The organism is Streptomyces sp. NPDC020845, assembly GCF_044334165.1.
Lineage (GTDB): Bacteria > Actinomycetota > Actinomycetes > Streptomycetales > Streptomycetaceae > Streptomyces.
Genome location: NZ_JBIRSJ010000051.1, coordinates 1 through 12,775, shown reverse-complemented (window position 1 = coordinate 12,775; position 12,775 = coordinate 1). Strand labels below are relative to the sequence as shown.

Below are 12,775 nucleotides of genomic sequence, written 5' to 3'. Positions count from 1 at the left end.
GCGCGAGTACGAATCCTTCTACAACGAGCACCGCCCGCACAGGGCCCTGGAACAAGCCGCCCCCTGCCGCCCACTACCCACACCCATCACCCAACAAGGCCAACTCGCCTACCTGGAAGTCCGCAGACGAGACCGACTCGGCGGAACCCTCCACGCATACCAGCATGCGACCTGAGCTGCGTGGATGATTTATCGGCACCCGCAGTGTCACGCTCCCTTCTTGAGGAGGAATCCGCCCATCGCGTGCCCTTCACGGCGAGCGCGGCCAGGCACTCCGTCTCGTCCGGGGCCGTGGTTCCAGCACCGCCCGCACACCAGGCGGAGTTTGTTCGGCTTCTCCGGCAGCGAGGGGTTGTACGACAACCGGTCCTCGTCGTCGCGCCAACGCAGATCGCAGTCCCACCCGGCACACAACAGGCGCGCGGTCCGCGCCTACTTCTCCGTCCAGACCCGAAACGGACACCTCGCAACCGGGCCGGCCTTCCCACCTGGCACGGATCGCCGACACACTCGAGACGAGTGGCTCCAGTCCGCCGAGCGTCGCGGCGCAGTGCCACAAAAGGAGGACAGTTGTTGCTCGCAGAGATCGTTTTCGTGAATCTGCCGATCGATCGTGACGAGGTCGAGGAAGCCCTGGACGCCGCGTTCGAGGGGGACGGTGAGGTCACGGGCGCCGGCACGGCGCTGGGGCGTTGCCACCTCGATCTGGAAGTCGGGGACGGGCTGGACAAGAACGAGGCTCTCGGGAGGGTGGACAGGGTGCTCACCGAGCTCGGTGTCGCCGGGTTTGCCCAGGTCTTCGTCCGGGATTGATCACGTCAGTCCGACCTCTTGACCAGCCACGCCATGCACAAGTGGCGTGAAGGGTGTCTTTATTCCAATTAGGCTGCTGAGCTGGGTGTTTCCTGTGGACGATGCGGCAGCCGGGGTGGCATGGTGTGGTACTCGTTGAGCAGTCCGCCAAGTTCCGGCTGGCGCCTGACCCCGGCAGAGGACAGGGGGATGACGTTCGGGTCGTCGTCGGGTGCTCGTAGGTCGAGGCTGCGGTGGGCTCGTCCCCCGTTGTAGTGCTCCGCGTACGTGGTAAGGACCGTGCGCAGGTGCCGTTCGCCGGTGATGAGGAGTCGGTCGGTGCATTCGGTGCGGGCTGTGCGTATCCATCGTTCGGCTAACGCGTTTGACCGGGGGCTTTGCGGCGGGCTCGGGATGACGGCTGTACCGTTGCCGGCAAGGACGGCGTCGAACGCGGTGGTGAACTTGCTGTCCCGGTCCCGGATGAGGAACCGGAAGCACTCAGCCCTCTCCTCGAGATCCATGAGCAGGTTGCGGGCGAGCTGGGTGACCCATGCGCCGGTCGGGTGGGCGTGGACACCCAGGACGTGAACGCTGTGCTTGCCGAGAATGTCATCCGCCCTGGTCGGAGGCAGTCGGAGGCCTGTATCGGGACTGGCGGTCGTCGGCCTCGCCGCCCGGGTAGGCGCTCTCGCGTAGTCGGTGGTTCACGCGTCATGATGATCGACCGTGCTGCTGCGACTGGCCTACCTGGGCGTGACCAACGCGTTCGCGCTGCTGCGTCTGCTGCCGATGAGCGACCGGGACAAGGATGCGGAGATCCTGGCTCTCCGTCATCAGATCACGGTGCTCGAACGCCAACTCGGCGATGCCCGACTACGGTTCACTCGGAGCTATCGGGCGCTCCTGGCTGCGCTGCTGCACCGGATGCCGTTGCCCATCCTGCGGCGTCTGCGACTGCTCGTACGTCCTGACACGGTACTGCGCTGGCATCGCGACCTCGCAAGACGCCGGCATGCCGCCTTATCGCGGCCCAAGCGACCCGGTCGTCCTCGTACCGTGCGCTCCATCCGGATTCTGGTGCTGCGCCTGGCGAGAGAGAATCCGAACTGGGGCTACAGGCGTCTGCACGGCGAACTGCTCGTGCTGGGAGTGAAGGTGGCCGCCTCGACCGTCTGGAAGATCCTCAAGGAATCCGGCGTCGACCCGGCGCCCGGCCGGAGCTCCAGCACGTGGGCCAGCTTCCTGCGCTCCCAAGCCGACGCCCTCCTGGCCTGTGACTTCTTTGAGACGGTCACCCTGTCCGGCGCGCGGATGTACATATTCGCGGTGATCGAGCACAGCAGTCGCCGCATCCGGGTCCTGGGCGCCACCGCACACCCGACCACCTCCTGGCTAACCCAAGCGGCGAAGAACCTGGTCATGGATCTCGAGGACGTAGGCTGCCGGGCACGGTTCATGATCAGGGACAGGGATGGGAAGTTCCCCGGATTGTTCGATGACGTCCTCAAAGACGCGGGGATCGAGGTCGTCCCCACCGGCATCCAGATGCCGAGAATGAACTCGATCATGGAAAGGTGGGTGCAGACCTGCAGACACGAACTCCTGGACCGGACCTTGATCTGGAACCAGCACCACCTCCTCCACGCCCTGCGAGAGTTCGAGCAGTTCTACAACACACACCGACCGCACCAGGGCATAGCAAACGCCCGGCCACTACACCCACTGCCGACACCAATCGACGATCCGGACAAGCTAAGCCACCTCGACATACGACGCCACGACCGCCTTGGCGGCATCCTCCACGCATACAAACATGCCGCGTGACCTGCACGGACGAGGTATTCGGCAAGCACAGCGCGCTGCGGCGCGGGCGGTAGACCGGAGCGGCGCAGGACGCGCCGGATCGTGGCGGCGGCGACCCGATGCCCGAGCCGCCGCAGCTCACCTTGAATCCTGACGTACCCCCAGGTTGGATTCTCTCTCGCCAAGCGCTGGATGAGCGCGACCGTCTCTCCCGGCAACGCTGGCCGACCGGGTCCGACCGCCGCCTGGCGCCACTTCCAGCGCACCAGACGCCGGTGCCAGGTCAGCAGTGTGCTCGGGGTGACCAGCCGATAGCGGCGCAAGGCGGAGGGCAGGTGGCGCGCGAGAGCGGAGAGCACGGCACGATCAGCCCATGAGAGCCGCGGCCGCTCGATCTGCCGACGAAGCACAGCGACCTCATGACGAAGCACGAGGATCTCAGCGTTGTTCGCTGCGGTCGACCGGCCCAGCAAGAACAAGCAGCCCAGTAGTCGACAGAAGATCAGGTAGAGCAGTCGCAGACCCACAATCACTGATCATGCCCGTACTCGGGCGATCACAAAGCCCCAGGTCAACCACCGTACGGCAATAAAGACACCCTTCAGGGCAGGCGCCAGCTGTCCACCCGTGGTCCGTACCGCCTGCTCCATGAGGCCACGTCCACGCTCCGTGCGACCCAGTCCGGATCCGCGCAGGTCAGCGCTTCCAGTGCGGCGCGAACCGCCTCCCCGGCCAGTTCCAGCCGGTTCAGGGCTCGTACCGCCGCGGCCACGTGGTGGAGTCCGTGCGCTGCTTGCCTCCTTGGGCCAGCAGGCCTTGTTCGACCAGCCTGGCCACCAACAAGTCCAGCACCTCCTCTTCCAGGCCATGGGCGGCAACCCGGGTACGGAACTGGGACAGGACACTGAAGTCGAAGCCGGGATCCTCCAGGCCCAGTCCGAGCGCGTAGGACCACGAGAGTTTGTCCCGCACCGCCTCGGCAGCCTGCCGGTCGGTCAGGTTCTCCGCCATCTGCAGCACCGTGCCCAGTGCCAAGCGGCCCGGTGACCAGCCACGCGGCCCTGTTACCGCGAACGCTTCCGTGAACTCGGCATCTGCGAACAACTCACCGAGCCGATCACGTACCGCGACCGGTAGCGGCACCTGACGGCCGGAGTACTTCGCCCGCACCGCCCGCGCCACCTCCGGCGCCGGCTCCGGCCACGACCGCGGCTCCATCGACACCGGGCCCCTCCCACTCCGTGACCGGGAACGAGAAAGACCGGCCACCAGACCAGCCTGCCGCAACAATCAACACCCCGACCAGCACAAACGGTAAATGGGCAACAGGATCGTGTCGCTTGCCAAGAACCCCATCCGCGCTGATGGGAAGCGGTGAGCGGGTTGTTCGGACTTCGACGGCGATCGCTTGATCCTACCCTCTCGCGTGGGTATCGATCGCGCGGAATGATGTTCGGTCGTGCTGCTGCGACTGGGCTACCTGGCTGTGACTCACGCGTTCGCGATGCTCCGCCTGCTGCCTACGAGCGACCTGTGGGACTCTGTCGCCCGATTCGGTCGACCTGGCCCAACCGGTAGGCCGCTGACGCTGAATGCTCAGGTCACGCTGATCGAATCGGGCCTCACCGCGAATCGGGCGACAGAGTCCCACAGGTACTGCGCCTGATACCGAAGGGGCCGCCCAGGCGAGATGTCTGTGCGTGCGCCACGCCGCGCCCCCGCAATCCGTGTGCGGCTCAGGGCGTCCGGAGCGTCGCCAGATAGGTGGACACCAGTGTGCGGGCCCAGTCGGCGGAGGCAGGCTCGGGGGTGAAAATGGCGCGGTAGTAGAGCGGGCCGAGGAGGAAGTCCGCCGCGGTCTCCACGTCGAGTGCCGTCCCCCCGCGGTCCTGTTCGCGCCGGATGATCGCGCCGAGCTGGCGGTGGCGGTCCTCGACGCAGGCGCAGCCGCCCGCCGGGCCGGAGCCGATGGTCGCCCGCATGAGGGCGAGCGTGTCCGGGTCGGCGACGTCGGTGGCCACATCGGCGAGCCAGCGCTGGAGGTCGCCGGCGAGGGAGCCGGAGTCGGGGACGACCAGGTCACCGGTGAAGCGGCTGGTGGCGGCGTCGTTGAGTAGCTGGGCGGCGGACCCCCAGCGCCGGTACAAGGTGGTGGGGTGCACGCCGGCGCGCGCGGCCACGGCGGGCAGGGTCAGGGTCTCCGCATCCTCCTCGGCGAGGAGTTCTGCGACGGCACGGTGGACGGCCGCCCGCACCTTCGCGGAGCGGCCGCCGGGACGTACCTGGGTCGACGAGTCAGCCATGGGGAAATTATCGCACTGATCATTGCGTTAGTGGTAGCGTCCTAAACGCATCGATCACTGCTTTTGGAGTCGCGTCGTGTCCGGTCCCGCCCCGTCCCAGCTCCAGCCCTCCCCGCCGCCCACCGCCCGGGTGGCGCCACCGGAGGAGAGGCGACGACGGCTGAGCCGTCCCGTCGCCTTCGCCTCCCTCGCGGTCGTCTTCGTGCTGTTCATGGCCGCCTCCAGCGCGCCCTCCCCGCTCTATGTCGTCTACCAGCAGGAATGGCACTTCTCCGCCACCACCCTTACCACGGTCTTCGCCGTCTACGTGCTCGGCATGATCGGGGCGCTGCTCGTCCTCGGCGCCCTCTCCGACCACCTCGGCCGCCGTCCGGTCCTGCTCTCCGCGATCGCCCTCGAAGCGGTCTCGATGGTCCTGTTCCTCACCGCGGGCAACGTCGGCCTGCTGCTGACGGCACGCTTCATCCAGGGCATCGCCACCGGGGCCGCCATGACCACGCTCGGCGCCGCCCTGTCCGACCTCAACCCCGCGCACGCCCCGCACCGGGCGGGCCTCGTCACGGGCACCGCACCCACCTTCGGACTCGGACTGGGCTCGCTCGGATGCGGGCTCCTCATCGAGTACGGGCCGCACCCCACCCGCCTCGTCTACGTGCTGCTGCTCCTCGCCCTCGTGGTGGCCGGCGCCCTCCTGTCGGCCCTGCCCGAGACCTCGCTGCGCCGCCCCGGCGCCGCCCGCTCGCTCCAGCCCCGCCTGCGGATCGCCCCCCACCTGCGGGCCGACCTGCTGAGCCTGGTCCCGATCCTCATCGCGAGCTGGGCGCTCGGCGGCCTCTACCTCTCCCTGGGCCCGTCCGTCGCCGTCGGCCTGTTCGGCCTCTCCAGCCACGTCGTCGGCGGACTCGTGGTCACCCTGCTCACCGGCCCGGCCTTCGTCACCGCTCTCGCCCTGCGCGGCTGGCCCGTCGGACGGACCCTCGCCGTCAGCGCGACCCTGCTCCTCGTCGGCACGGCCGTCGCCCTGACCGGTGTGGAGGAGCACTCCCTGACCGCGGCTGCGCTCGGAACCGCGATCGCGGGCGTCGGCTTCGGCGGCTCCGCCCTCGCCAGCTTCGGCACCCTGGCCCGGATAGCCCGCCCCGCCGAACGCAGCGAGCTGCTCTCCGTCGCCTTCGTCATCTCCTACCTGGCCTTCAGCATCCCGGCCGTGATCGCCGGCATCGCCGCCACGCACGCCGGTCTGCAGGACACGTTCGTCACCTACGCGGCGACGGTCGCCGCCCTCTGCGCCCTCGCCCTGCTCGCCCAGCGCCTGCGCGCGACCCGCACCCCCGCGACCGGAGGTGTTCCCCAGGCGTGAGGAACCGCCCGGGAACCGGTCGCCGCGGCCCGCTCGAGGCCGCGGCGAGCGCGGTGCGTCGGACGTTCGGTTGCCGTCCGCCCGGTCTCAGCCCGGCCGGGAGGCGTTCGCGACGCGCTGGTTGTGCACCCGGGGGCGGACCACGGCGGCGTTCAGCAGCGGAGCGGACAGGTCGAGTCGCTTCGCCGCACGGGCAAGGGAGGCCAGGACGTGCTCGACCTCCGTGGGCCGCACGTCCAGGACGTCCCGGTACATCGACGGGGCGAAGGGCGAACCCTCCTGCGTCACGGTGGCCTGCAGCGCGACGTAGGCGGCGTCGGGCGCCGGACACGGCGGCGGCCTCGGCGAGGACCGCGTCGGCGAACCCCTTGCCGCCGCTCACCGCCGCCACGTCACCGATGGTGCCCTGCGCGATGCAGGTGATGGTGGTGGTCGTGGCGATGAAGACCCACTTGTGCCACATCGACGTGAGGATGCGGTCGGAGACCTGGACGTCGAAGCCGACGACGTCCAGCGCGGCGGCCGTGTCGCGTAGACGGGCCGTGTGCCCTCCGTCGAGTTCGCCGATCTCGAGGCTCGCGCCCGGTGCCGACACGGTGGTCGCGCCGTCCGGGGTGAGCTGCGCCGCGACCTTCACGACGGCTCCGAGGACGGCTGAGGGGAACTGGGTGTCGATCACGTCGAGGTGGTCGATGCCGTTGAGGAAGGGGACGATCGCAGTGCGCGGGCCGACCGCCGGCTTGAGGTCCTGGAGGCCAGCTTCGAGGGAACCGGCTTTCACGGTCAGCAGGACCAGGTCGTAGGGACCGTCGAGTTCCGTGGCGGTGACCAGCTTCGGCTCCAGGCGTTCGGATCCCTCCAGTGTGGTGATGCGCAGCCCGTCGGCGCGCAGTTCGGCGGCGCGACGGGGGCGGACCAGGAACGTCACGTCGCGTGCCGCGCGGGCGAGTCGGGCGCCGAAGTAGCCGCCGGTGGCACCTGCGCCGACGATGAGGATGCGTGTCATGTCTCCGTGTCCTTCACTGCGTTGCCGAGGGGCGGAGGCTCCAGCGGGTGTGTGGGTGAGTGCTTCAGCGCGGTTCGGTGAGCGGGGTGGCCGGGGCCCCCGCCGGGGCGGCGGTCTCGCGTGTGCGGGTGGCGGTACGGGTGATCCGCACGCCGACGACGGCCGTCGCGACGCTCAGCGCCGCCGCCACCACCAGCCTGTGGGTGCCGGAATCTGGGCTCTTGCAAGATTTTCGTGATGCGGTGACGGTGGGTGAGCGTTGTCAGGCGAGTAGGGCTCGTTTGCGGAGGAGTGCGAGGCTGGCGCGGCCGTAGGTCTGGCGTTTGAGCATTTTGATCTTGTTTACGGTGCCTTCGACCATGCCGGAGTTCCAGTCGAGGGTGAGGCCGGCGGTGACGGCGTTCCAGTCCTTGTCCAGTCCGGTCGCGAAGGCTTTGAGTGAGGGGAGGTCTTGGTTGCGGACCTGGTGCACCCAGGTGTTGAGGTGTCGGCCGTTGCGTCTGGTCATGATCTGGGCGAAGGACTGGACGTGCTGGTGCAGGGCGTTCAGCTCGGGGCAGGCTGCCAGTGCGGTCTTGAGATGCTGCTGGTCATCGGGGTTCAGGGTGGCGGGGTGGCGCATGATCCAGCCGAGGAGCCGTCGGGGTGGAGGCGGGGCAGGTTCCGGGGTGGGCAGGGCTCCGTTCGCTCGGAGGGTGCGCAGGTAGCGGGTGACCAGCCGGATGCTGCACTGCAGGCCCCGCTGGGTGAGTTCCTGGTGGAGTGCGGTGGGTGAGTGGCAGCCTTCGTGAAGGGTGTCATTATTCCGATCAGGCTGCTGCTGAGCTGGGTGTTTCTTGTGGATGGAGAGGTCGTTGGGGTGGCGTGGTGTGGTACTCGTTGAGCAGGCCGCCGAGTAGCTGTCGCCGTCGGACTACGGCAGCGGGCAGGGGGATGACGCTCGGGTGGTCGTCCGGGGCGCGTAGGTCGAGGCTGCGGTGGGCCCGTCCGGTGTTGTAGTGCTCGGCGTACGTGGTGAGGACGGCACAAAGGTGTCGTTCGCCGGTGATGAGGATTCGGTCGGTGCATTCGGTGCGGGCTGTGCGTATCCATCGTTCGGCGAATGCGTTTGACCGCGGGCTTTGCGGCGGCGTTGGGATGACAGCTGTGCAGTTGCCGGCGAAGACGGCGTCGAATGCGGCGGTGAACTTGCTGTCCCGATCGCGGATGAGGAACCGGAAGCACCCAGCTCTGTCTTCGAGGTCCATGAGCAGGTTACGGGCGAGCTGGGTGACCCATGCGCCCGTAGGGTGGGCGGTGACGCCCAGGACGTGAACGCGCCGAGTCTTGATCTCCATGACGAAGAAAAACGTAGAGACGCTTGAGGAAGACGGTCTCCACGTGCATGAAGTCGCAGGCGAGCAGCGTGTGGGCCTGGGAACGGAGCAAAGTACGCCAGGTCTGCTGGGAGGCGCGCTGGGGTGCGGGTGGTAGACCGGAGCGGCGCAGGACGCGCCGGATCGTGGCGGCGGCGACCCGGTGACCAAGCCGTCGGAGTTCGCCTTGGATTCTGACGTATCCCCAGGTCGGGTTCTCTCGCGCCAGGCGCTGGATGAGCGCAACTGTGCCTTCCGGCAATGCCGGACGACCGGATCTGACCGCCGTCTGGCGCCACTTCCAGCGCACCAGACGACGGTGCCAGGTCAGCAGTGTGCCCGGAGTGACCAGCCGGTGGCGCCGTAAGGCGGGTGGCAGGTGCCGTGCGAGAGCGGAGAGCACGGCACGATCAGCCCATGAGAGCCGCGGACGCTCGATCTGACGGCGCAGGACGGCGACCTCATGGCGAAGCGCGAGGATCTCGGCGTTGTTCGTGGCGGTCGATCGGCCCAGCAAGAGGAGGCAGCCCAGTAGTCGGCAGAAGATCAGGTAGAGCAGTCGTAGACCCACGATCAGTGATCGTGCCCATACTTGGGCGAACGAAAAGCTCCAGGTCAACCACCGCGCGGCAATAGAGACACCCTTCAGGGTCATCGAGCGGTCACTCGCGTGGATGATGCATGCCCGCCGCCACGCGAGGGACTACGAACGGCTCATTCAGCACTCCGAGACGCTGATCACCTGGGCCGCGATCACCCTCATGACCAGGCGCCTCGCCCGGAAGGGGGCCACCCCCAGTTGGCCGAGGAAACTAGTACTGGCCGACAGCTGACCAGCGAAGGTCAGCTGGACGAAAGAAGCCTCAGCCCATCCACTTGGGCAGGGCAACGTCAAGCCTGGCCATGCGCGATCAGAGCTGCGTGAGGCAAGATCAGTACACCGCCCGGACCGGTGAACTCCACGCACAACGACTCAAAGTGGTTTCTGATCTCGTCAATGACCACCGGGTTCTGACTCGTCACGATCTGGCCGATCGTCGCCACTCCGGCGGCTGGTCCGCTCCACCACTCCTCAGGCGTCGTCTGGTGATCCCAGGTCACGGTGTCGCAGACGACGTCCGTCAGACCCGCCTCACCGAGCAACGCGGCGAAGCCCTGTTCAGTACGGAGGAAGTCGTCTTCGGGAGCAAGAGCCGGCAGGTGAGCTGGACGGGTGACGCCTGCCGCCTGGACAGCCCTACCCAGTAGCGTCTGCCCGGCGGCCGCGGGAACCCCCCAGATAGTGACGGCTATCCGCCCGCCAGGACGCGTCACCCGTCGCAACTCCGTCAGGGCTTGCCGAGGCTGTCCGACATGGTTGAGGACGAAGTTGCCGACCGTGGCATCGAACTCGTCGTCGGCGAACGGCAGCTGGGGCAGTGCGGCAAGCTGCACGTCAGCTTCCGGAGCCGCCAGCGCGGCCTGGGCGACCATGCCAGGTTCGGCGTCCACCGCCGTCACCTTCGCTCCCCGCCCACATGCAAGTGCGGCGGCGGTGCCCGTGCCCGTCCCCACATCGAGGACCCGCACACTCTCCCTGACCCCAGCAGCGTCGAGGAGCTCAGGCACCGGATATGCGCAGAGCTTGGCAAAACTCGCAGCATAGGCATCGGCTTGCCCCGCCCACGCCCGCCTCTCGGACTCATCAAACGCCGTCTGCACTACTCGTCCCCTCCCCAGAACAGCCTCCGCCGCGACAACAATCCTGCGGAGCCGACGCTAGCCCAAAGCTGATCAACAGCGACCGGAGATCAGAAACACGCACTCAGCTTGTCGTTTATCTGACGAGGTCGAAATGTGCCTCGAACTGGGTCGCTCACCTGGGCATTCGCCGGACGCGCGGGTGGCCTCGGCCTGATCATGTGCTCCGACCAAGGACGCACCTGACCAGACCGAGGCCGTGGAGAAGAGTGTGCTGCAACAGGGGGACCGGCATGAGGCGTTCGCGACGCTGTCACGCTTCCGTGGTGACTTCTACGACTGCCTGAACGGGCAAGGTGACGCGCTGTTCGAGCTCGCCGATGCCCTGCTGTGTACGGACGGGCCGGTCAGGACACTGGTCGACCTCGCGCTCGCGCCGGAGCACCGTCGTGGTCACGGTGCCTTGTACGGCGCATTGAACAAGGGGCGCCTGGACGTGGACCGGCTGCGACGGACGATCGCCGGGCTTCCGCTGCCGAAGGCGGCGGACGGCCGCCTCGTCCTGGCGGTCGACGTCTCGCCGTGGCTGCGGCCGGACGCCGCCACCTGCCCGGACCGCTCCTTCTGCCACACCTACGGCCGGGGCGATGCCAAGCACCAGATGATCCCGGGCTGGCCGTACTCGGTCGTGGCCGCGTTGGAGACCGGCCGCACCTCCTGGACCGCAGTGCTGGATGCGATCCGCCTCCAGCCCGGCGCCGACCTCGCCGCCGTCACCACCGCCCAGCTGCGCGAGGTCGTCGAGCGGCTCATCGCCGCCGGGCAGTGGCACGAGGGCGACCCGGAGATCCTGGTGGTGCTGGACGCCGGATACGACGCCCCTCGCATCGCGCACCTGCTGGGCAAGCTGCCCGTCGAGATCCTGGGCCGTCTGCGCTCGGACCGGGTGATGCGCCAGCCGACGCCACCGCGCGTCTACGACCCCAAGGGCGGCCGGCCGCCCAAGCACGGCGGTGAGTTCGTCTTCGGCCGGCCCGGCACCTGGGGCGACGAGCAGGCCGTGACGGTCACCGACACCCGCCTCTACGGCAAGGCCACCGCGCAGGCGTGGGACCGGCTGCACCCACGGCTGACCCGACGGGCGGCCTGGAGCGGCTACGAGGGGCCGCTGCCCCTCATCGAGGGAACCGTCATCCGCCTGGTCGTCGAGCACCTGCCATCGGGCGGGGTGAACAAGCCGGTGTGGCTGTGGTGGTCGGGTACGGACGCCACCATGGCCGATGTCGACCGCTGCTGGCAGTCCTTCCTCCGGCGCTTCGACGTCGAGCACACATTTCGCCTGTTCAAACAGACCCTGGGCTGGACGAGGCCACGGTTGCGCAGCCCGCAGGCAGCCGATCTCTGGACCTGGCTGGTGATCGCCGCTCACACTCAGCTCAGGCTCGCCGTCCGCTCGCCGTCGACCTGCGGCGGCCCTGGGAGAAGCCGACCGCGCCGAACAAGCTCACCCCGGCCCGGGTCCGCCGGGGGTTCCGGAACCTCCACGCGAAGACCGCATCTCCAGCGCGTGCACCGCAACCTCCCCGGCCAGGCCCAGGACGCCCTCCCGGCTCGAAGAACCGCCGTTCAGCAACGCGCTACGACGTGGGGCGCATCCTCGTGACGGGCGAGGCACACACGCGTCCCGCCCACCACAAAAAGGGCACCAAACCCCGCCGCACCAGCGGTCTGGTGCTTGACAGCGAGGCAGCGAGCAGTGGGTGATGTGACGGCAAGCGGCTTCGAGGGGGATCTGTGGATCTTGGCTCTGTGATCATCGCGGTGGCAGGTGTGGCGGGAACACTGGGGGGATCGTTCCTCACCCAACGCGCCTCCGAACGGGCAAAACGTCGCGAGATAGAGCTGCTTCGGGACCAAGAGGAGGTTCGCGAGAACCTGCTCCTCCGACGCACTTGCTACGTGGAACTCAACCGGGATGCACGCCAGTTCATCACAGCGCTCAACCGCCATCTGCACATCATGCGAGAACGCAGTGTCGAGGAGGTCGACAGCGAAGCACTCGATGAGGCAAAAGGAGCCCATCGCGACAGATACTCCGAAGCGCAGATGATCGCCCCCGACGAGGTGCTCGCACGCGCGAGTGAAGTCAATCAGGCCCTGAACAAGGTCTATGGCCAGGTCAAACGCCTTGAGCGACAAGAGCCCGAACCTGGGGAGACGGTGGCCACTGCTGTCCAGGCCCAGGCAGAGATCTGGGACATGCTCCGAGCCATGAGGACCGCGATGCGCCGTGATCTCGGGGTGACCGCCCAAGAGTGACGACGCGCCGACGGATCGCACCACCCAGCTGGCCGAGCATCGAAGCAGACGTTAAATCACAAGCGTACGTCCAGCAGTCCGGACGTCTTCCCAGCTCAGAAGGGATGTGAACGATGTAACCGGACGACAAGCTCAGGGTAGCCAGCCGGTGCGA

General features: G+C 67.9%; 11 protein-coding genes and 6 pseudogenes. 7 read left to right on the top strand and 10 right to left on the bottom strand.

Annotation, left to right across the window (positions count from 1 at the left end; genetic code table 11):
* Positions 1 to 175 (top strand): annotated as a pseudogene (locus ACH4U7_RS52610) (integrase); the annotation flags it as partial.
* Positions 176 to 570: 395 nt separating this feature from the next.
* Entirely contained in the window at positions 571 to 813 is a 243-nt protein-coding gene (locus ACH4U7_RS52605; protein WP_398534850.1) for a hypothetical protein, read from the top strand.
* Between the two features lie 68 nt (positions 814 to 881).
* Here the strand turns inward: ACH4U7_RS52605 and ACH4U7_RS52600 are convergent, their stop codons facing one another.
* A complete protein-coding gene (locus ACH4U7_RS52600; protein WP_398534849.1) occupies positions 882 to 1,316 on the bottom strand; it encodes an integrase core domain-containing protein in 435 nt (144 codons plus the stop codon).
* A gap of 205 nt (positions 1,317 to 1,521) precedes the next feature.
* Here ACH4U7_RS52600 and ACH4U7_RS52595 point away from each other — a divergent pair, with 205 nt between their 5' ends.
* Entirely contained in the window at positions 1,522 to 2,619 is a 1,098-nt protein-coding gene (locus ACH4U7_RS52595; protein ID WP_398534848.1) for an integrase core domain-containing protein, read from the top strand.
* 29 nt (positions 2,620 to 2,648) lie between these two features.
* On the opposite strand, the pseudogene ACH4U7_RS52590 reads toward ACH4U7_RS52595, so the two are convergent.
* The 3 genes and pseudogenes from ACH4U7_RS52590 to ACH4U7_RS52580 form a co-directional block, all read right to left on the bottom strand.
* Positions 2,649 to 3,125, bottom strand: a pseudogene (locus ACH4U7_RS52590) (IS3 family transposase); the annotation flags it as partial.
* A 220-nt stretch (positions 3,126 to 3,345) separates the two neighbouring features.
* A complete protein-coding gene (locus ACH4U7_RS52585) occupies positions 3,346 to 3,816 on the bottom strand; it encodes a transposase (protein ID WP_398534853.1) in 471 nt (156 codons plus the stop codon).
* 518 nt (positions 3,817 to 4,334) lie between these two features.
* Positions 4,335 to 4,901 carry a TetR/AcrR family transcriptional regulator gene (locus ACH4U7_RS52580; RefSeq protein WP_398534847.1) on the bottom strand — a complete coding sequence of 189 codons (567 nt, stop codon included), beginning with the start codon at positions 4,899 to 4,901 and terminating at the stop codon, positions 4,335 to 4,337.
* A 76-nt stretch (positions 4,902 to 4,977) separates the two neighbouring features.
* Here ACH4U7_RS52580 and ACH4U7_RS52575 point away from each other — a divergent pair, with 76 nt between their 5' ends.
* Complete coding sequence (locus ACH4U7_RS52575) at positions 4,978 to 6,261, top strand: MFS transporter (protein ID WP_014181291.1); 1,284 nt, start codon at positions 4,978 to 4,980, stop codon at positions 6,259 to 6,261.
* Positions 6,262 to 6,348: 87 nt separating this feature from the next.
* On the opposite strand, the gene ACH4U7_RS52570 is transcribed toward ACH4U7_RS52575, so the two are convergent.
* The 5 genes and pseudogenes from ACH4U7_RS52570 to ACH4U7_RS52550 form a co-directional block, all read right to left on the bottom strand.
* A complete protein-coding gene (locus ACH4U7_RS52570) occupies positions 6,349 to 6,516 on the bottom strand; it encodes a ketopantoate reductase C-terminal domain-containing protein (protein ID WP_398534852.1) in 168 nt (55 codons plus the stop codon).
* A gap of 121 nt (positions 6,517 to 6,637) precedes the next feature.
* A pseudogene (locus ACH4U7_RS52565) lies at positions 6,638 to 7,267 on the bottom strand (2-dehydropantoate 2-reductase); the annotation flags it as partial.
* Positions 7,268 to 7,331: 64 nt separating this feature from the next.
* Positions 7,332 to 7,460, bottom strand: coding sequence for a hypothetical protein (locus ACH4U7_RS52560; RefSeq protein ID WP_398534846.1), 129 nt, complete (start codon positions 7,458 to 7,460; stop codon positions 7,332 to 7,334).
* Positions 7,461 to 7,529: 69 nt separating this feature from the next.
* On the bottom strand, positions 7,530 to 7,889 hold the full coding sequence (locus ACH4U7_RS52555; RefSeq protein ID WP_398534845.1) for a transposase: 360 nt from the start codon (positions 7,887 to 7,889) through the stop codon (positions 7,530 to 7,532).
* 187 nt (positions 7,890 to 8,076) lie between these two features.
* Positions 8,077 to 9,193 (bottom strand): annotated as a pseudogene (locus ACH4U7_RS52550) (integrase core domain-containing protein).
* 79 nt (positions 9,194 to 9,272) lie between these two features.
* Here ACH4U7_RS52550 and ACH4U7_RS52545 point away from each other — a divergent pair.
* A pseudogene (locus ACH4U7_RS52545) lies at positions 9,273 to 9,434 on the top strand (IS5/IS1182 family transposase); the annotation flags it as partial.
* A gap of 79 nt (positions 9,435 to 9,513) precedes the next feature.
* Here ACH4U7_RS52545 and ACH4U7_RS52540 read toward each other — a convergent pair.
* Positions 9,514 to 10,341 carry a class I SAM-dependent methyltransferase gene (locus ACH4U7_RS52540; protein ID WP_398534851.1) on the bottom strand — a complete coding sequence of 276 codons (828 nt, stop codon included), beginning with the start codon at positions 10,339 to 10,341 and terminating at the stop codon, positions 9,514 to 9,516.
* Positions 10,342 to 10,573: 232 nt separating this feature from the next.
* On the opposite strand from ACH4U7_RS52540, the pseudogene ACH4U7_RS52535 reads away from it, so the two are divergent.
* Both ACH4U7_RS52535 and ACH4U7_RS52530 read left to right on the top strand, forming a co-directional pair.
* Positions 10,574 to 12,066: pseudogene (locus tag ACH4U7_RS52535) on the top strand (NF041680 family putative transposase).
* Between the two features lie 45 nt (positions 12,067 to 12,111).
* Positions 12,112 to 12,621 carry a hypothetical protein gene (locus ACH4U7_RS52530; protein ID WP_398534844.1) on the top strand — a complete coding sequence of 170 codons (510 nt, stop codon included), beginning with the start codon at positions 12,112 to 12,114 and terminating at the stop codon, positions 12,619 to 12,621.
* Positions 12,622 to 12,775 lie beyond the last annotated feature (154 nt).

Excerpts from the sequence above, each read along its gene's own strand:
- ACH4U7_RS52585 (WP_398534853.1), bottom strand. The coding sequence starts at position 3,816 with ATGGAGCCGCGGTCGTGGCCGGAGCCGGCGCCGGAGGTGGCGCGGGCG.
- ACH4U7_RS52555 (WP_398534845.1), bottom strand. The coding sequence starts at position 7,889 with ATGCGCCACCCCGCCACCCTGAACCCCGATGACCAGCAGCATCTCAAG.
- ACH4U7_RS52570 (WP_398534852.1), bottom strand. The coding sequence starts at position 6,516 with ATGTACCGGGACGTCCTGGACGTGCGGCCCACGGAGGTCGAGCACGTC.
- ACH4U7_RS52580 (WP_398534847.1), bottom strand. The coding sequence starts at position 4,901 with ATGGCTGACTCGTCGACCCAGGTACGTCCCGGCGGCCGCTCCGCGAAG.
- ACH4U7_RS52600 (WP_398534849.1), bottom strand. The coding sequence starts at position 1,316 with ATGGATCTCGAGGAGAGGGCTGAGTGCTTCCGGTTCCTCATCCGGGAC.